General features: G+C 48.8%; 17 protein-coding genes. All 17 read right to left on the bottom strand.

All coding sequences use genetic code 11. The features are described 5' to 3' along the window. Positions 1 to 8: 8 nt before the first annotated feature. A complete protein-coding gene (locus ACVB80_RS16555) occupies positions 9 to 992 on the bottom strand; it encodes a type VI secretion system baseplate subunit TssG (RefSeq protein WP_481082391.1) in 984 nt (327 codons plus the stop codon). Next, positions 974 to 2,755: a type VI secretion system baseplate subunit TssF gene (gene tssF / locus ACVB80_RS16550; protein WP_481082390.1), complete on the bottom strand. Its 1,782-nt coding sequence runs from the start codon at positions 2,753 to 2,755 to the stop codon at positions 974 to 976. The genes ACVB80_RS16555 and tssF overlap by 19 nt, the downstream gene beginning before the upstream one ends. Then, positions 2,748 to 3,164: a type VI secretion system baseplate subunit TssE gene (tssE, locus tag ACVB80_RS16545; protein WP_481082389.1), complete on the bottom strand. Its 417-nt coding sequence runs from the start codon at positions 3,162 to 3,164 to the stop codon at positions 2,748 to 2,750. Before tssE ends, tssF begins: the two co-directional genes overlap by 8 nt. Then, entirely contained in the window at positions 3,161 to 4,516 is a 1,356-nt protein-coding gene (locus ACVB80_RS16540) for a type VI secretion system contractile sheath domain-containing protein (protein ID WP_481082388.1), read from the bottom strand. The genes tssE and ACVB80_RS16540 overlap by 4 nt, the downstream gene beginning before the upstream one ends. 46 nt (positions 4,517 to 4,562) lie before the next feature. Continuing rightward, positions 4,563 to 6,041, bottom strand: coding sequence for a type VI secretion system contractile sheath large subunit (gene tssC, locus ACVB80_RS16535; RefSeq protein ID WP_481082387.1), 1,479 nt, complete (start codon positions 6,039 to 6,041; stop codon positions 4,563 to 4,565). Then, complete coding sequence (gene tssB, locus ACVB80_RS16530; RefSeq protein ID WP_481082386.1) at positions 6,041 to 6,550, bottom strand: type VI secretion system contractile sheath small subunit; 510 nt, start codon at positions 6,548 to 6,550, stop codon at positions 6,041 to 6,043. The genes tssC and tssB overlap by 1 nt, the downstream gene beginning before the upstream one ends. A 68-nt stretch (positions 6,551 to 6,618) precedes the next feature. Beyond that, positions 6,619 to 7,149, bottom strand: a complete 531-nt coding sequence (locus tag ACVB80_RS16525) for an Hcp family type VI secretion system effector (RefSeq protein WP_481082385.1) — start codon at positions 7,147 to 7,149, stop codon at positions 6,619 to 6,621. Positions 7,150 to 7,172: 23 nt separating this feature from the next. Further along, positions 7,173 to 8,561 carry a type VI secretion system protein TssA gene (locus ACVB80_RS16520; RefSeq protein WP_481082384.1) on the bottom strand — a complete coding sequence of 463 codons (1,389 nt, stop codon included), beginning with the start codon at positions 8,559 to 8,561 and terminating at the stop codon, positions 7,173 to 7,175. 498 nt (positions 8,562 to 9,059) lie between these two features. Then, positions 9,060 to 9,851: a hypothetical protein gene (locus ACVB80_RS16515; protein ID WP_481082383.1), complete on the bottom strand. Its 792-nt coding sequence runs from the start codon at positions 9,849 to 9,851 to the stop codon at positions 9,060 to 9,062. 337 nt (positions 9,852 to 10,188) lie between these two features. Then, positions 10,189 to 11,091 (bottom strand): dihydrodipicolinate synthase family protein, encoded by a 903-nt coding sequence (locus tag ACVB80_RS16510; RefSeq protein ID WP_481082382.1) that lies wholly within the window; start codon positions 11,089 to 11,091, stop codon positions 10,189 to 10,191. Further along, positions 11,088 to 12,782, bottom strand: a complete 1,695-nt coding sequence (gene ilvD, locus ACVB80_RS16505; RefSeq protein ID WP_481082381.1) for a dihydroxy-acid dehydratase — start codon at positions 12,780 to 12,782, stop codon at positions 11,088 to 11,090. Before ilvD ends, ACVB80_RS16510 begins: the two co-directional genes overlap by 4 nt. Positions 12,783 to 12,784: 2 nt before the next feature. After that, positions 12,785 to 13,942 carry a galactonate dehydratase gene (gene dgoD / locus ACVB80_RS16500; RefSeq protein ID WP_481082380.1) on the bottom strand — a complete coding sequence of 386 codons (1,158 nt, stop codon included), beginning with the start codon at positions 13,940 to 13,942 and terminating at the stop codon, positions 12,785 to 12,787. Between the two features lie 9 nt (positions 13,943 to 13,951). Then, positions 13,952 to 15,232, bottom strand: a complete 1,281-nt coding sequence (locus ACVB80_RS16495; protein WP_481082379.1) for a TRAP transporter large permease — start codon at positions 15,230 to 15,232, stop codon at positions 13,952 to 13,954. Beyond that, positions 15,232 to 15,777 (bottom strand): TRAP transporter small permease, encoded by a 546-nt coding sequence (locus ACVB80_RS16490; protein ID WP_481082378.1) that lies wholly within the window; start codon positions 15,775 to 15,777, stop codon positions 15,232 to 15,234. Before ACVB80_RS16490 ends, ACVB80_RS16495 begins: the two co-directional genes overlap by 1 nt. Positions 15,778 to 15,829: 52 nt before the next feature. Next, entirely contained in the window at positions 15,830 to 16,813 is a 984-nt protein-coding gene (locus tag ACVB80_RS16485) for a TRAP transporter substrate-binding protein (protein ID WP_481082377.1), read from the bottom strand. A 25-nt stretch (positions 16,814 to 16,838) separates the two neighbouring features. Continuing rightward, positions 16,839 to 17,480, bottom strand: coding sequence for a 2-dehydro-3-deoxy-6-phosphogalactonate aldolase (locus tag ACVB80_RS16480; RefSeq protein ID WP_481082376.1), 642 nt, complete (start codon positions 17,478 to 17,480; stop codon positions 16,839 to 16,841). After that, positions 17,470 to 18,369 (bottom strand): 2-dehydro-3-deoxygalactonokinase, encoded by a 900-nt coding sequence (locus tag ACVB80_RS16475; protein WP_481082375.1) that lies wholly within the window; start codon positions 18,367 to 18,369, stop codon positions 17,470 to 17,472. The genes ACVB80_RS16480 and ACVB80_RS16475 overlap by 11 nt, the downstream gene beginning before the upstream one ends. Between the last annotated feature and the right edge of the window lie 70 nt (positions 18,370 to 18,439).

Here is an 18,439-nt window from a genome sequence, read left to right as displayed (position 1 = left end):
TCTTTGTCCTAACTTTTAGTCAGTGGCATCTCAACAAACTGTTGGCTTTCGGGTTGATTGTTCATCCAGGCAGACTGCCCTATCCGCAGTGCTCTCTGATGACTTGCTGACAGCTTCACCTTTGGCAGATAACCGCTGTTAACTTTCATGTAAAGCACGTGCCTGGTATTGATCCCCATGTAACTGCGAACCATATGGTCCACCGCGAGGATCAGGTTCCCGTCCTCCCGGATCTTCAGATAATGCTGGTAATCCCTGGGGCAGATTTTTATCTTTAGTTTTTGCCCCATCATGGGGGTAGACTTGCCTGCCAGTGCGTCCATACCCAGGCGCTGGTTCTGTCCCGTAGCGCCAAGCTGAGTCAGGGAGCATGCAGTCAATGGCAGGTACTCGAGGCCGCTTCGCTCAATTTCAAAATCGGCGTCGAAGTAGTCCTGCAAAATCGCTTTAAGTGCTAACGGGCATGTTAATTTCAACCCCAGAACCCCTGTGTACTGCACCAGGTGTGACCCGGGTACCGGGGAGCTCTCTCCTGTCTGGCCTGCCAGCTTCGAAAGCATGTCGGTAACTGACTGCTGATGGCTGTTCCAGTGGAATGTCTCCTCTTCCATCTGGTAGGCAAGCTCATGTTTCTGCCTGGTTTCGCAGTACAGGCGGTAATAACGGTTGTTGAAGATGTCAAAAAACGCCAGCGGTGCTTCGTCACCCTGTTCAAACCTAGCTCTCAGTGCCTCACTAAACATCGCTCTTGGCATCGCGCAGTGGTTACCGGAAAGGGAAGCCACGGAGGTTTTAACCGTGTACTCTCCTGAACTTTCCTTTGTTACATCAGAGACTTCCGACTGGTAGTAAGCGGGCAGTATTTCCGCACTGAAGCGCACCGCAGGACGCAACCCTTTCTGGTGGGCCTGGTGCTTGAAGATTTGCCAGACTTTCTCTAATTGACCTTCAAAGCGGCCATCAGAGAACCGGCTTACAACAGACTCTTGCATCCGGTTCTCCTTGGAAATGAAAGGTAAACACCATCCTGCCCGTCCAAACAGATGTCGACCTGTGTAAAACTGTTAAAGCCTGCGAAGTAAGCGAAGAAGTGATCCAACAGATGGGCAAACAGTGAAAGTCCGCCATTAACATTGGCAGGATCCAGAGTCACAGATATTTTTGTGCCATACGCAAAACAGCTCTTACCTGAAATACGAATAGGGGCAACAACCTGTTCCTGCTCTATCGCTTGCAGGGACTCGATGTAAACGTGGTTCTGAACAGCCTGATTGTGATTGTATAAATCAAACACGTTTTTCAGGGTTGTCGTCGCATCGTCCGTACCGAGAATCGCGTGATAGTTAAAGTGCAGGTGGCACAGCAGAGCCCATACGTTCTTGTTTGCATCACGGCTTCGGACCGGCATGGTTGGACGGCGCACCAGAGTCATATCTGCCGGAATTGTCAGTGACTCCCTGCAGGTCACGCTGCTGGTCACCGGCAGTGAGCCAGCAGAAACACCATTGGTTGCCGTTGTCGAAACGGCCCAGACTCTCGTCTCAGATGATGAGCTGATGTGCCCGGGGTCAGATACTTTCAGGCTGCTGTCCAGCACCCCTCTCTCATGAATGCTCTGGACGAGCTGCCAACGCAGAGCGCTTTCAGTATCGTTATATTTCTCACCATAGATTTGCGGCACCGGTGTCGGCTCACCCTCAGTCACATCCATCACCTGATCAACTGAAAACACTTCCATCGTGTTCTCCTGACTGGCGTCAAGATGGATGGGATACTGCTTCTGACTGAAGTCAACCTGCAATGGCTCTGCAACCTGAGAATGCAGGTTCACCAGTGGCGCACAGCAAAGCGAAAAATGCTGAGCCTGAATGGAACGGGCCTGCTCGACACTCATTTCATTCAGATAGATCTGAATACTGAACTGAGACCCTGTGATCTTTCCTGCCACACGGCTCAGGTCCAGCCTGAATCCAAGAAAACGCTCCGGAAACATGAAAAACTCAGTCAGCAGTTTGAAACCGCCAAAACTTGCGGCCTGATACGGCAAAATAGTGTCTTCTGCGTCAAACCCTACCGGATGAATAGCTGTTTTGTTCAGCGGATGAACATTACCATCGTTGCTGATACAAACCTGGGATACTGCCTGAGCCAGAACGTCATAAAGCCGCAAAGCAAAATGGTTTTCGCCGTTCAAATGAAAACGGATAGTGCTGATCTCAAGATCCGACAACTCGATCCCTTCATCGGTCGCCGCTATCGTCAGTTCCAGCATCGCCTTTGCGTTTTCGGCGCCATGAGGTCTCGCCATTTCAAAGGGTGCGAACAGTACTTCGGCCTGAGTGACCCTGACCGGAAGCAACTCAATGTCTTCAGTAATACGAAATACTGCGCTTTCTGAAGACTCATCAGAAACCTCAAACTCTGTACCTTTTGGGACAAAGTGTCTGGCATTTGCGTCTGGCAGAACATTAAAGTCCAGCATTGTGTATGACGGTACAGGACGCAGGTAATGTGGAAACAGGAGATTTACCAGACTCTCTGTCAGCTCAGGATAGGACTCATCCAACCGCTGCTGTAGCCTGCCATTCATCAAAGCAACGCTTTCGATCAACCGCGCGACTTGCGGATCATCGATACTGTCTTTACGCATTCCCAGCGCGCGTGCGGCACCCGGATGACGCTCAACAAACAGAGAGGCTTCATCACGTATAAAGCGCAGTTCCTGTTCAAAATAGGAAAGCAGAGAATCAGACAAAGTTAGACTTCCTTACATCGAGTTTGTTGCTGCTTAGGTCTAAGAACGAGTCCAGGGTGATGGATTCATTACCCATATCAGAATGAACTACGGCAGAGAGGCGAAAACACATCCGGGTGTCCTCCCGCGTGCCTTCCTGTATTTCAATATCGACCATGCTCAGGCGCGGCTCGTAGTGACTGACCAGATCTTCAATCTCAGCGATAATATCGTTGCTGTCTGTTTTGCTCTGAGCTCGCGCGATGTTCCTCATGCCCAGCTCAGCAATGGTGCCTTCACTCACTTTGTACTTTTCTGCCCAAAGCGGTGCCCGGCTGGAAATAAGATCGCAGATGTTGTCGATAATGGCGTCCCGCACGCTATCAATATCGTCGTTCCATTTTTGCGTCAGTTTCATCATCAGACTCACTGGCTTTCCCCCACTTCCGAACCAGACACTGAAGTGGTTAACACAACTTTTGCGTCCATGATTTCGTATTGATATTGCGGCTGAAGCATGATTTCACAGAGATAACGGGTCCTGTCATGAGGCGCTTCTTCTATCCGCACATAGCATGATCGCAGCGGATAGCGGGCAAGTATCGAATCCTCCCCGTAACTCACGTCGCTGATATACCCGGCCAGCCAGCGTTCCAGGCTGCGGCGACAGTTTTCCGCGCTGTCGTAACGACCAACCTGATCGCGTATCTGCGCTTTAATGTAGTGACCAAAACGACACGCCATTAAGTTGGTTTGCAACATACCTAACTGACGCTGCTCCTCATCCGGCGCTTGCCATACTGACTGATTGCTGAAAAATCCCTTGTGACCGCTCAGGTACAAACTGGTCAACGGCATAAATCCCTGTGATGACCAGAACCCGTCATCCTCGCTGAAGAGTTCAACCTTGCAGGCAATGGAGGCCGGTTCTTGAACAATTGCGCCATAATCCCCGTTTTCGTCATAAGAACGCAGAAAGCCAAACCAACTGATGCGATCAAACTCGCGCATAACGTTCCCCATGACCAGGTACGCGCTATTACCCCACAGCGCATGACTTTCATGCTTTGCTTCACTGAAAATAAAACCAGCCTGGCAGTTCTGGTAAGGACTGCGCATCAAAAACTCCGGCATCACCAGGTGCAAAAAGCGTGAAGAGCTCTTATCACGAAGCAGTTGCCACGACATATAGTCCTCGCTGCTGAGTATGCGGTCGATTCGCGCGCAGTCATGGACCTGCCTGCGCGGCTGGTCGCCGAAAAAGAACTCATCCACCCCCAGTACCACCGGGCAGAACGACATTTCTCCCAGTTCAGACAGGAGTTGAAGCGTATAGAGGTCATCAAAATCCAGCTCATCGCTGTAATCCGCGTAAGCTTTATGATCCACCATCACCAGGCCAAAAGGTGTCCCGCCCGCAGTATCGAACTCGTTAGAATAGATCTTTCTGTAAAGTGACGACTGCCTGATATCGAATGAATAGTTCAGATCAGACGAGACCATCTCCCAACTCAAATCCAACAGTTTGATCTTTACCCTGCGTTGTGAGACCTGAAGGTCCGTTAACAGATTCAAGCCGGTCCAGGATGCTTCTAACTGTTTGAAATAAGGGTGCTGAATTACATCTGACAACTGGTTACTGAGCATGTCATCCAGCTCTGCGATCAGCCGGTTAAGCACGGCTTTGAATTGAACTCTTGACTGACTCTTCGCACATGCCAACAGCTCCTGCCCGGCAGAAGTATTGAAGAATGTGGTAGAAAAATCGGTGTATTGATTCATTAAGGACTCAATTCAAAACATTCGGGGACCTGGTCCCCGAATCGGATTAACCTGGAATGTTGGCGACCATGCGTAGTGACGTGGTCAGTTCTTCCATTTGCAGCCATGGGCGCAGGTAAGCCACTGCAGAGTAAGCACCAGGACGGCCAGCTTGCTCTTCAACTATCACTTTGGCTTCTACCAGTGGGTGCGTTGCTTTTGCATCGTTACCAATCGCGTTCGGGTTGACGTATTGATTGATCCAGGTACTCAGGTCTTTTTCGACTTCATTTGGATCAAGGTTTGAACCAATGCGGTCACGTCCCATTACTTTGAGGTACTGTGCAATGCGGCTGCTCGCCATGGTGTATGGCAGACGCGCAGAAATCGCCGCGTTTGCGGTCGCATCCGGGTCGGTGTAAGTCTTTGGTTTGTGGGTCGTCTGGGCGCCCATGAAGACAGCGTAATTAGCATTTTTATAGTGGACCAGAGGCAGGAAGCCCAGGTCACTCAGCTCTTTTTCACGCTCATCGGTCAGGTTAACTTCCGCCGGACATTGCTGCAGCAAATCACCCGCGTCAGAGTAATGAGTGAAGTTCGGAAGGTTCTCGACTTTACCGCCATTTTCTGTGCCACGGATCGCCGTACACCAACCGTACTTGGTGTATGCCTGAGTCATAAGCAGACCGAACTCGTATGCCGCATTGCTCCAGACAAAATCATCGCCTGAAGAAACGATTTGCTGACCGTTTTCACGGGTACTGAGCTCTTCGAATGCAAACGACTTAACCTGCACAGTCTCAGAACCGTATGGCAGACGAGCCATTGTTTTAGGTAGTGTCAGAGCAACGTAGCGGGAATCATCGCTTTCGCGGAACGCATTCCAACTGGCGTACGCCGGCGAATCAAAGCCTGCGGCTACAGGTTTACCGTCTGCGAATGAGCCAAATGAATTAAAGTCGAACATACCAGCATTAGCCGCCGCGACAAATGGTGCGTGTGAAGCAGAAGCCACCTCGCCCATATAACGCAGCAGAGCGACATCTTCATCACCATAACCAAATTCGTAATCACCCAACAAAGCGCCGTATGGCTGACCACCAGCTGTACCAAACTCTTCCTGGTAAACCATTGTAAAGAAACGGCTGCGGTCGATGGCAGGCGCGTCTTCAAATTGCTCCAGCAGTTCTTCTTTGGTGTAATCCGCCAGTTTGATTTTCAAATCCGGACCCAGTTCACTGTTTTTAACCAGCTTCTGCAGGCCAAGCCAGGAGCCTTCCATTTTCTGGAAGTGGCTGTTCTGCATCACTGTCGACAGTTGCTCAGAGATTTTGCAGTCAAGGGCACTGATCGCTTTTTCAATCGTCAGTGTCAGGTTCTTATCCCAGGTCACAGTACCTTCAAGAGCCTGTGATGTCAGGATGCTCAGCAGCTCTTTCGTTGTATCTGCCGGAGTTTGTGCCGTTGCACTGATCGCGCGGTCCAGAAAGCTCAGTGACGCTTCCGCTTCACCCGCGCCTTGTGCCGCTTGTTGTTCTACAGACATTATTCAGCCCCCTTTTGGTTCAGACCCAGTTCTTCCGCTAAACCACTAATGCCATCCGCACTTTGCAGTACCTCTTTCAGCAGTCGCTCAAGATCTCTGGAGCGATCAGCTTTGCTTAGCAATACTTTTAGCTGGTTGCGGGTTTCAACTAACTGCTTAAGCGGCTCGATTTGCTCCACCAGATTTTCCGGGTGGAAATCTTTCATTGAACGGAAGCCCAGGTTTACTTCAAACTGACTGTTATCAGCAGCTAACTTGTTATCTACTTTGTAAGAAAGACGTGGATGGATACTCCCCATTACAGTATCGAAGTTGTCTTTATCGATACCTGTAAACTCACGCTCTTCAAGATCCACTTTCTCGGATTCTGGCTTGTGACCGGAGAAGTCACCAATTACGCCAACAACAAACGGCAGTTCCTTAGTCTCTACTGCGCCATTCGTTTCAACATCGTAAGTGATGCTGACACGGTTTTTGCTGACGCGCTTATGTTGTGAGTTCAATGCCATATCGGTGTCCTAGTTGAGATATTTCATGAAACAGGCATGCTTCTTATCGCAGCATGCCTGAGGAAGGATTACTTACCGGACGTCATTTTTCCGGTCGGCAGGTCGTAAGTCACAACACCACCGGCCTCCAGATCACCACCTTCTTTCTCATGATGGTGTTTCTGAGAAATCGACGTGTATGACAGTGAAAGGCTCTCATACGGCTGGGAGCCATCTGAACCACTCACGTTGTAAGAAACCAGGCGAGCTTTCTCCAGTTTAATCTGGAAGTAAACATCAGCACCCTGGCCATCGTTAGAAGGCTTGGTAAAAGCAATCTCTACGGTCTTGCCTTCTTTACCCGGGTTAAACAGGTATGAAAGCAGGTACTCAGATGCACCATCCACTTCTTTTGTAACACTTACTTCACTAACACCAACCATGCCTGAGTCAGCATTGGTTCCGTTGCCAATATCCATAGCAACGTTACGAGCGCCACCCCATGAGTATGAGTTAATCGCCATCCAGCCACTGTTTTTGCCGTCTGTAGTTTCCAGTTGACCGATAGTTGCCGCGCCATCAGGAGTAATACCCTCTACACGCATATAAATACTTGCCATTTTCTTTCCTTATTTAAATACGATTACCAGGTCAGGCCCGATGAGCCCGATGACTTGGTTTCGCTATCTTGTGTTGATTCGGTATCTGCAGGGGAAGTCTGCGATACGGGCTCTTCGACACTCGGCTCTTCCGAAACGAGAGGCGTTGCCTGAGATGCCGGTGTGGTTTTAATGTCAACAGTCGGAACACCTACATCTGGCAATAAAACCTGATCCAGATGATCCAACCCAACGGCATTAAAAATCGTGCTAATAGAATCACCATTCTGCTCAGTCATCATTTCCTGAAGAAGCTCAGGTAATGAGAGGTATCCCCAGCGGATGGCTTTTTCGAGCAGAAATGAAATCGGGCTGTGTGGTTCACTTTGACGAAAGTAATCGGAAAGCTCTCGCATGAGGTGAAAAGCCAGATCACGATTCATATTGTTGAGAGTTCCCAGCTCAGACAGGTTACCTGCATGCAGGTGCTGGCTGACGTTCTGTGCATGTGCTGCTGTTGGCTCGCTTATCTCTGACCTCACACTCTGAGTCTCAGGGGAACTCTCTTCACGTGAGGAAGTATCCTGAAGTTCAGCCGTAACAACCGGCTTCTCCGACTTTGCAGCGACTTTGACACCTGTAAGATGAATAAAAGCGTTGTCGATACGAGCGAGTAAAGACTTTACAAAACCAAAATTGGCACCACCTGTACCTGATGCCTGAGCATTTTTGGCGACAACCGACGAGAGTCGCTCAAGCTGACTGATACAACGAGCCAGGTTCTCCATCTTGGTTTGTATTGCCATGCGTTCTTGAGCAACTGTGGCAACCAATGATGATTTCAGCTGACTTATTTCACCTTTACGCTCTGAGCTCTGGAAATCGAAAAAAGTTATATTACCGACCAGCGTGGTCTGCAGCAGCGGAGCATATAAAATAGAGCTCTCTTCGCTGTCACCAACCAATTGAAAAAAGGCTTTCACCTTCGCATCGGCCTGCTCTCTTGCCCGGCCAGATTCGTCTTCCGACTTTAGTTTTTCCTGCGGTAATACCGGATTCAGGTGCGACCAGTACTGCTCAGCAAGGTTAGCCAGCCACTCGATGCTGTTCGCTGCACTCTCCAGAGTTGAATCCAGTAAGAACTGTGCTGCGATAAACCAGGAAACGAGTTCAATATCTCTGGTTGTACTGATGAACTGCTCAAGCAGGCTGTCTGACAGTCTCTGCCAGTTTTCATTACAAGCCTCAGTCAGCGCTTCCTTCTCATCTTCACTCGGATTCTGACTGAGCTTGCGTAAAGATGTTTGAGCTACGTTGAACTCATTGCGAAGCGGCCGAAAAGCACTTTTATCAAGTTTTAAATAAGCACCGCATATTAACTCGTTGCTAATAGGGGTAGAAAGCTGGTCAATTTGATGCTTAAAAAATGGCATATTTACCCTTACCCATTACTTTCACAAAAACCAATGCAATTAATAGCTAAAATCAGATGAGAAATACTTAAGCAAGAGCTCACAAGATGATGCACTTGTTAAAATCAGTGGTAATTATATCCACCAGACGAATATTAAGAACTTGTCAAAAGAGTCATACTTAGTGGGCTTTCAGGCCATGGCTTATGTAAACTATCCAACGAAACACACATAAAAGACCTTATCAGCGTGCTTTAACCCACTTAAATCACTTAAAACTAATAAATTACCACCTTATATATCCTGAACAGACACCCCCCCTTTATAAAAAGAGGTATATTCATCAAAAACCGGGGACCAGAAAAAACTGTAACAGGAAGGAAGCAGGGATGATTTGGATAAAGTGACTACCATGACAGCAGTCACCTTTAATATTCACACACACTTTATGCATTGAGCTGCACGACACTCAACACATATAATATTTTTACATCAGACAAGAATAATGCCAGGCATTGATTATATCTTTAAGCCGAATTTAGCACTCTTTCTGATGGTTTTTTTTATCGATTTCAGTTCAGGGAAACGCTCAAAAAACCTAATCTTTTTATTAGCTGTCGTGTCCGGCTGAGGCAACTTATCGGCCAGCACGTATTCAGCAAAGCTCTCTGCGATGTCTTCAGAAGGGCTTGTTGCCGCGTACTCTGTTACAAAATCAGTTTTGTTCTCATCAAAGCGCTCAGAAGCTGGGACCTCATAGATTTCGCTGAAATCACTTAGTTCCGGCAACCAGAATTCCTTAACAAATTGATTGAGGTACGAGTCTGGTTTGGTACACCCTTCACCTTCTTCGAGGTAGGTTTGACATTTCTGCTGAGATACGGACTCTTTCGACAACGGGATCTGGCTAACACGTAAAGTTAACAGATGAGCATATTCATGGATCATGGTGCGGTCGAGATCTTTCTTCGAAACCGAGCCCACGGTATCCAACTGTACCACCCAGTGAACTTTCTCATCATCATAAGCATGAACTGACCCGTCAATCCCCGAATTCCCGTCAATAGGTTCGTAAATGGAAATCTCAGGTCTTAAGCTTTCTGGAATGACCTGAGTAAATCTCGACCAGATCACCCTTTCATTCTCTTTTACATCGCTCCCGACTATTTCATTACCTTCTACCGTATAGTGGCTGAGTGGAATCGGAGATCCAGATTCATCTAAAAGACTTGTGTCTAAGAGATTAGTATCAGAATACGCGAGGGAAGGCACAGACAAAGCGGCAAAAAGTATGGCAAGCTTTTTATTCATTAAGGACCTCTATCAAGCTTGGAAAGTTAATAAACACTATCGTCACCAACAAACGGGTCAAACAGTGTATGCAGGAGAACCAACAGGTCGATTTCCATGCAGTAAATTAAGAGAAAGTTATTGCACATCACAAATGGAATATGCAATAACTCCAATTCATTCCCACTGGAAATTTCGATAGAGTATAGCCCGTTAAGCACCAGATACACGGCATGCTTTTCGGGCATATTGGCAGGGGATATAGGACACAGCTTCAAAAACGCTGCTCTACTCGCAGCATACTATGGCCAGCCCTTATCTTGTAATAAGGGCCTGACGAAAACAGTCTTTTCCTCTCTTACAGATAACACTCAAACTCCGTCATAAACTCATCAATCACCTGGTGGTCAGTTGAGTCCAGCTTATAGTCCGGTCTTCTGCAGTAACTGTCCGGGATGATCCCTCTTCTCTTCAGTATTTCCTTTTCCACCGAGATAATATATTCACAGTGGCTCATCCAGAGGCGTATATACGAAAGCAGCCTGGTATGCAGAGCCTTCGCCTGCTCTTTATCTCCCCGCTTCCAGCGACGGTAAATCTCGACGTATATCTCTGTAAATGAACAGCCAGGCATAACACCTTTCCCGCCATTCTCCAGCATATCCAGCATGTAAAGACCTGCGTAGCCATTCATAACCACACCTTCCGGTACGAGGTCCAGCAGCTCCCGGGTATAAGCCACAGGCGGATTGCACTCTATCTTGAAGACCGCATTCGGATAGTCTTCTGTTATGGTTTTCATCTCAACCGGCGTGACAGGAACGCCGGTTTCCGAAGGTGCGTACTGGATCAGTACTGGTATATCTACTGCATCCAACACACTCTGAATATGATGGATGATCTGCTCGTTGGCGGGATTAAGAAAGAACGGAGGCAGCAGCATCAGGGCATCAAAGCCCTGTTGCTGGTACTCCACCGCCTGTTGCACCGCAAGCTCTGTTGCATGCTCAGTAACCGACACGCAACTGAATACCGCCGATTCTGAGGTTATGTGGTGAAACCAGTCCGCCAGTTCCTGTTTTTCATACTGGCTGAGCTTGTAAAACTCACTCGCGATACCAAAAAGGGTCAGGCCATTGCAGCCTGTACCAATCAGGTGCTCCACCAGTCTCTTAAAGCCGGGAATATCAACATTCCCGTTTGAATCAAACGGCATTGCCACTATGGGGTTTACGCCGTAAACATCTGCCGTGGTAATCATTTCAGAAGTGCCCCTTGTGCTGCTGACGAAACGCGCGCCCGGTAGAGGCGTAAAAAACCTTCAGGAACGGATTTTTCCAGACGATGCCATCCCTCTCTCCGCGCTGAAATGACATCATCTGTAACGTGCAGGTTTATCTCTCTGGTTGTAAGATCAACAGAGATCTCATCTCCGGTTTCCACCAGAGCGATCAGGCCTCCGTCATAAGCCTCCGGCGAGACATGGCCAACAAACAATCCCCGGTTGGAGCCGGAAAACCGTCCGTCAGTGATAAGCGCGCAGCTTTCAGAAAGTCCCATTCCTTCCAGCAGTTTCATGGGCTTGTACATTTCAGGAAGCCCTGCTCCGCCTGTTGTTCCTTCGTAGCGGATCACAAGCACCGAACCTGGCTGAATACGGCCTGCCACGATAGCATCAATCGCGTCCTGCTCAGATTCAAAAACCACGGCCTTTCCACTGAAGAAAAACATCGATTCTGGTACCGCGGCGGGTTTTGCTACCGAACCCAGCGGGGCAAGGTTGCCTTTCAGTACCCCGACTCCGGACTCAGACATAAAGGGCGCCTGCAGCGACCGGATCAGCTCCCGGTTTGGAGATTGCGGAACGTGTTGCAGGCACTCACCTTTGGTACCGGATACCGTTAATGCATCCAACTCCAGCAATGGAGCCAGCTCTTTCTCGACTGCCGCAACGCCACCTGCTTCAAAGAAATCAACCATGTCATATTCAGAGGCGGGATAAATAGAGGCGACCAGAGGCACTTTACGGCTCATCTGATCAAACACATCCAGATCCAGCTCACCCAGGCCAGCTTCATGATGAATCGCCTGCAGGTGAATAATGGCATTGGTTGAGCCGCCGGTTGCCAGCAGCGTACAGATGGCGTTGTGTATTCCCTCTTTGGAAATGATTTTCCGGGCCGTCAGGCCTTCAGCCAGCATTTCCACTATTCTGACACCGCTGCGATAACCTGCGGTTAGCCTTTCCGGGTGAATGGCGGGAATTGTCGCGGTTTGTGGCAGAGTCATTCCGAGTGACTCAGACAAACAGCACATGGTATTTGCAGTACCATACATGGTGCATGAGCCTATCGTTGGCTCAGCAAGGTCTTCAATCCGCCGGAACTCCTGCTCGTCGATCTGGCCTTTGTTCTTCCAGCCAATCGCTTCAGTAACGATGTTGCCATCCCAGTGCTTGCCTTTATATTCAGCAGGATACATGGGACCACCGTTCACCAGTATCGCGGGGATATCCAGACGGGCCGCCGCCATCAGCATCGCCGGAACAATTTTGTCACATGAACCCAGCAGGACCATAGCGTCAAAGTTATGCGCCCTGACCATCACTTCAATCGAAGCGGTGATCACCTCCCTCGCCGCCAGTATGTAGCGCATTCCCATATGGCCTTCAGCAATACCATCACAAGGGGCGATGGTGCCAAAGGTCATGGCTGTCCCGCCGGCCTCTTCGATACCCCGGATAACCTCAGCGCCAACTGCGTCCAGGTTGGCATGCCCTGCGGTGGCATTGGTGTAGCTGTTCACCACTGCGATTATCGGTTTTCGCAACGCTTCGTCACTGTGGCCCATCGATTTATACAGCGCCCGTTTTAAGGCACCGTTATCATCTCTCAGTATTTCGTTGTGATGGACTCCCCCACCACACGAACCGCACGTTCCGCATTTACTCATGGTTACCACTCCGCAAAAGACCCGTCTTTGTTTGTCCAGTGAGGGTTACGCCATTTCGGTTCGCCAAGCGCCTTCTCATGCTGCGCACGCATAAACTCCTCATCTATTTCGATGCCCAGTCCCGGTCCCTCGATATTCAGGCAGTACCCGTCTTCAAAATCAAAGACATGCTTGTTTCTGATGTAATCCAGAACATCGTTACCTTTGTTGTAATGAATACCGATACTCTGCTCCTGGATGATGGCGTTCTGGCAGCTGGTATCGATATGAACGGAAGACGCCAGAGCTATTGCCCCCAGCGGGCAGTGCGGAGCCAGGGCCACGTCATAAGTTTCTGCCATTGAGGCAATTTTCTTAAGTTCCGTCAGGCCACCACAGTGACACACGTCCGGCTGAATAATATCTACCCCGCCGCGCTCCAGAAGCTTTTTGAACTCCCAGCGGGAATGCAGGCGTTCACCGGTCGCGATTGGGATTGCACCGTACTGCGCGATTTCATGAATACAGTCAAAATGCTCGGCAAGCACAGGTTCTTCAACAAACATCGGCCGCATCGGCTCCAGCTCTTTCATCATCACCTTAGCCATCGCTTTGTGTACCCGGCCGTGAAAATCAATGCCTATGCCAAAGTCCCGCCCCATCGCATCGCGCAGTCCCTGTACACGTTCGAGCAGCGCGTCAACTTTGCTGTAGTCATCAATAAAGTTGAGCTCTTCTGTGCCGTTCATCTTAATCGCGTTAAAGCCCAGCGCTTTTCGTTCTCTCGCCATACGCACCACATCATCAGGACGGTCACCGCCAATCCAGGAGTACGTCTGGATCTTGTCCCGGCACTTTCCACCCAGCAGCTGATAAGCCGGCACACCCAGAGCTTTGCCTTTGATATCCCACAGCGCCTGATCTATTCCTGAAAGCGCGCTCATCATCACCGCCCCGCCACGATAGAAAGTCGAGCGGTAGAGGTAGTTCCAGTGCAACTCAATGTCCCTCGGGTCTTTACCTATCAGGTATTCCATCAGCTCATCGACACAGGTATGTACGGTATGGGTACGCCCTTCCAGACAGGGCTCTCCCCAGCCGACGATCCCTTCATCTGTTATGATTTTCAGAAAGCCCCAGCGAGGCGCAACAATAAACTTCTCGTAACCTACAATCTTCATAACTCAGCCTTACTTAAACAAATCTGGCAGGAAGGTGATCACGCCTGGCATAAACACCAGCGCTATCTGTACCAGCAACATACTTATGAGAAATGGAACCACCGCACGGGTCAGCTGAACCATGGAAGAGCCTGTAATGCCTTTGGCAACAAACAGGTTTACGCCGACAGGGGGCGTGATGAGAGCAAGCTCCGTACCTACAATCAGGATGATGCCGAAGTGGAATGGACTGATCCCGAGCTGAACCAGAATAGGCAGAAACAGCGGGGTATAAATCAGGATCTGTGCCGCGGTCTCGATGAACAGGCCGGTAAACATGATCAGCGCGACGAAAATCAGCAGGATAATGGTTGGGTTATCTGTCAGTTGCAGAATCGCCTCACCGATCATTTGCGGGATCATACTGATGGTCAGGTAACGGGCAAAAGCCGTGGCAAAACCAAGGATGATAATTACGCAACCGGTGGTAAGTGCTGCTCTCGATACCGTAGGGATCAGATCTTTAATTGTCATTTCTTTGTGGATAAAGAAGCTGACAATCAGGGTGTAAATCACCGTAATACAGGCCGCTTCGGTGGCAGTAAAAATACCGGAGTAGATACCGCCCAGGATAATAACCGGGGTCAACAGCGCCCATTTGGCTTCAAGAAATGTCTCTTTCACTTTAGACAGAGAAAACCCTTCATCCTGACCTTTATAGCCACGTTTTTTGGCAATCAGGTATACCGCCAGGATCAGTCCGAAACCAATCATCCCACCGGGAAGAAAGCCGGCCAGGAACATATCACCGATAGATATCTCCGCTGTGACTGCATAGATGATCATCGGAATAGAAGGTGGAATAAGGATCCCCAGAGAGCCCGCTGATGCCGTTAACGCACCGGCGAAGTGACGGTTGTATCCCTTCTCTATCATTGAAGGAACCATCATTGAGCCGATCGCCGCTACTGTAGCCGGAGAGGAACCTGAAATGGCAGCAAAGAACATACAGGCTACAACGGTAACAATACCCAGGCCACCGGACGTACGCCCGACAAGACTCGATGCGAAGTTCACTATCCGCTTGGACAGTCCGCCTTTTTCCATCACAAAGCCCGCCATAATAAACATAGGAATGGCAAGGTAAGTAAATGAATCAAGTGAGGTAAACGCCGTCTGGGCGATAAACGACATAGGAATATCTGCCAGCACCAGAGCAAAAGCGGTACACATACCGATGCTGATCGCAATCGGCATACCTGTCGCCAGTAAGATGACGAAGACAAGCATAGTTATCAGAAACGCATCCATTATTTGCCCCCTCTTTCATCTTCAATTTTCTGCAGTGCTTCTTCTGCTTCACTCATCGCGTACTCGTGCTCAAGCCTGCCGGTTGCTCTCCGGTACACTCTCTGAACCAGCCTTATCGCGATTAAGTAAAATGTGAAAGGCACAATGGCGTATACCCACCCTGCCTGCCAGTCCAGTGCCGGAGTTGTCTGCTCTATTTCCAGCGCTTCTACCGATATTTCCAGACCGAAATAGCCGATCCAGACCATAAATGCGGCAAACGAGAGGTCGATAACTGAATCCAGTACTTTTTTGGCATTTCCTTTAACGAAGCCATCAATAACTTCTACCCGGACGTGAGCGCCACGAACAACCGCCAGACTTGCAGCAAAATAAACCAGCGCAATAAACACGTATCTGGAAAGTTCCTCAGTCCAGGACAGAGAAAAATTAAAAACAAACCTGAATAATATCTGTAAAAAACAAAGAACAATCAGAGCAATAAAAAGAAACGTACTGATGTACTCTTCTATATTGTCCAGGAATGAAGTTTTCTTATCATTCATAATGACACCATATTTTTATAAGGGCTGCATTGCACAGCCCTTGAATGAAAGATTACTGTAACCTGGTCACTTCTTCGGTCAGCTTTTTATACAGTTCCGGGTTAATTTTATCCGCATATTTCTGAACAACCGGAGCCACTTTATTATGCATCTCTGCTTTTACTTCCGGAGATATTGGCGTATAAGTCAGTCCGGCATCCATCATATTCTGAAGTGATTTCTCATCCTGAGCTTTAACCGATACCCGCATATGTTCAATTGCCAGACGGGCCGCTTTCTGCATGGTTTCCTGCTCTGATGGTGAAAGCCCGTCATAGAACTTTTTACCAACCACAAAGACAACCCAGGAGTAGACGTGCCCCGTATCAGACACGTACTTCTGCACTTCATACAGCCGCTGAGAGTAAATGTTGGTGTAAGGGTTTTCCTGGCCATCTACAACGCCCTGCTGGAGCGACGAAAACAGCTCAGAAAATGCCATCGGTGTCGGGTTGGCGCCCAGTGCACGAAACGCATCCAGGTGAGCCTTATTCTGCATGGTACGCAGCTTAAGCCCTTTCATATCGGCGACATTTTTGATCGGCCGGACATTATTGGTGACATGGCGGAAACCAAAGTTCCCATACCCGAGGCCAACATAACCCGCTTTTTCAAGTTTTGATGAAAGCTCTTTACCCCATTCACCATCGACAACCTGGTTGGCGACTTCTTCATTTGGAAAAATGAATGGAAGAGTTAATATATTGAAATCTTTGACTATATTACCAAGGATAGCCGGTGACGGCAGGTTCATCTGAACCGCATTAAACTTGATTTGCTCAAGAGCTTCCTGGTCGTTCCCCAACTGGTTGCTGGGGTAAATAGTCACATCAATATCTGTGTTGTCTTCGACGTACTTTTCAAACTTCTGCATCGCGGCATATTCAAAGTGAGACTCCGGCACGCCAATACCAATGCGCATGCTCTTTGCGTGGACCTGCATGGATGCCGCGAGAAGCGGCATAGCCATAAGAGCGGCAACTTTCTGTAGTTTCATAGGGTAACCTTTTGCGTTTCGTTCGTTATAAAGACTTCCAACTGTCATGGTACGCTTTTGCGCGCACGTCTAGCTCTGAGGGCTTTAAGCCCTTCTTATAGAGTCCTGACCCCAGGCCAAATCCGTCTACCCCGGCATCGAGGTAGGTTTTCATCTGCTCAGAGTCCGCTTCAATACCGCCGGTAGGACAGCAGATCACTTCCGGTGGCAACACCGATTTGATCGCTTTAACTCCTGACGGCTGAATGAGTTCTGCGGGGAAAAACTTCAGTGCTGTTACACCACAATCAACGGCTGCAAATGCTTCTGTCGCGGTCTGCACCCCGGAAAACACAACACAATCATGCGCGCGCGCAGCTCGGATCACTTCCGGGTTCATATTCGGTGTAACAATCAGTCTGGCGCCGGTTTCAAGTACCGGCATCAACTTCTCAATGTTCGTAACGGTACCCGCTCCTATGATCGCTTCGTCGCCATAGGCCTCTACCAGTTTTTTAATGCTCACTACGGCATCCGGTGAATTAAGCGGGACTTCAATAAAACGGAAACCGTTATTGATTAGCACCTTAGCTATATCTACAACTTCATCAGGCTCAACCCCCCTAAGAATTGCAATTAGTGGCAGATCTTTAAACCATGCGTGGTTTCTGAGTTGATCACCGTTCATTATTTATCTCCTGGTTGTAGATTTTTGTCATGCCTTTAAGAAAACAGTCATCGCCGTTAATAATTTCAAACTCAATGTTGAGATAACCCAGAGCCTTAGCGTAATTCTCACCCAACTTCTTAGAACCAATTAAATAGAGTTTGTCTGATCGGTTAAGCGCCGAAAACTCATGCCCTATTAATATCCCGGACAGATAACAGCTGACGGACTGGTCAGCTATTTTCCCAAATAACTTATTTGAACGCGCACTAAACAGAACATGGTTCAAAGGGCGCTTATAACCAAGTTCAACACCCTGAATAAATGCCTCTGAGTCAAAATGTTGCTCCGGCAGGGATTTCCCTAATATGCTGTGCTGAGTCAGAAGAGAGTAAAGCTCCCCGGTCATCACCGTTGAATAACTGTGCAGGGTTCCATTACGCCAGTGCGCATGTTTGCTGTGTGTACCATAAAGAACCGCATCAAAATCACTCCGGAGAATCTCGCTCAGGCCAAGTAACTGAACTTCTTCGCCGCGCATCACCTCAAAGTTACCGAAGCTGTTTTTGCAACTGACACCAGGCACAATCACGGCTTTATCGCCTGACAGCAGATCAACACGCCGGACATTGTCTGCCAGGTCTCTCATTGACGCAGGCGTCGACACATACGGTACTTCAAGCCAGCCCTGCTGCGATCCCACCATACCTGCCATAATGACAGGCAGCTTCCCATGGCTTTGCTCCCAGTGAGCGGTCAGGGAATGAAATACTGCCGGATACTGGCCCTGCTCTACTGCCAGCAGGCCTCTCTGCGCCTGGACCTCATCAATACAGTGTCCGCTGGCAGACATTAAAAAAGCCCGAAAATTGGTCGTTCCCCAATCTACAGCAACCCAGTTCGCTTTCATTGCCCCTCCTTGTATTACTTAATAGCATCACTTGTATTACAAGCCTGATTACATTAATCGTGAGCACCTG

It is taken from the genome of Vibrio sp. 9-16B-A1, assembly GCF_056726165.1.
Note: the sequence above shows the minus strand (reverse complement) of the source record. Positions and strands in the feature narration are given on the sequence as shown.

Bases quoted from the DNA above. Each gene is read 5' to 3' on its own strand.
- ACVB80_RS16555 (WP_481082391.1), bottom strand. From the start codon at position 992: ATGCAAGAGTCTGTTGTAAGCCGGTTCTCTGATGGCCGCTTTGAAGGT.
- ACVB80_RS16540 (WP_481082388.1), bottom strand. From the start codon at position 4,516: ATGAATCAATACACCGATTTTTCTACCACATTCTTCAATACTTCTGCC.
- tssC (WP_481082387.1), bottom strand. From the start codon at position 6,041: ATGTCTGTAGAACAACAAGCGGCACAAGGCGCGGGTGAAGCGGAAGCG.
- tssB (WP_481082386.1), bottom strand. From the start codon at position 6,550: ATGGCATTGAACTCACAACATAAGCGCGTCAGCAAAAACCGTGTCAGC.
- ACVB80_RS16525 (WP_481082385.1), bottom strand. From the start codon at position 7,149: ATGGCAAGTATTTATATGCGTGTAGAGGGTATTACTCCTGATGGCGCG.
- ACVB80_RS16520 (WP_481082384.1), bottom strand. From the start codon at position 8,561: ATGCCATTTTTTAAGCATCAAATTGACCAGCTTTCTACCCCTATTAGC.
- ACVB80_RS16515 (WP_481082383.1), bottom strand. From the start codon at position 9,851: ATGAATAAAAAGCTTGCCATACTTTTTGCCGCTTTGTCTGTGCCTTCC.
- ACVB80_RS16510 (WP_481082382.1), bottom strand. From the start codon at position 11,091: ATGATTACCACGGCAGATGTTTACGGCGTAAACCCCATAGTGGCAATG.
- ilvD (WP_481082381.1), bottom strand. From the start codon at position 12,782: ATGAGTAAATGCGGAACGTGCGGTTCGTGTGGTGGGGGAGTCCATCAC.
- dgoD (WP_481082380.1), bottom strand. From the start codon at position 13,942: ATGAAGATTGTAGGTTACGAGAAGTTTATTGTTGCGCCTCGCTGGGGC.
- ACVB80_RS16495 (WP_481082379.1), bottom strand. From the start codon at position 15,232: ATGGATGCGTTTCTGATAACTATGCTTGTCTTCGTCATCTTACTGGCG.
- ACVB80_RS16490 (WP_481082378.1), bottom strand. From the start codon at position 15,777: ATGAATGATAAGAAAACTTCATTCCTGGACAATATAGAAGAGTACATC.
- ACVB80_RS16485 (WP_481082377.1), bottom strand. From the start codon at position 16,813: ATGAAACTACAGAAAGTTGCCGCTCTTATGGCTATGCCGCTTCTCGCG.
- ACVB80_RS16480 (WP_481082376.1), bottom strand. From the start codon at position 17,480: ATGAACGGTGATCAACTCAGAAACCACGCATGGTTTAAAGATCTGCCA.
- ACVB80_RS16475 (WP_481082375.1), bottom strand. From the start codon at position 18,369: ATGAAAGCGAACTGGGTTGCTGTAGATTGGGGAACGACCAATTTTCGG.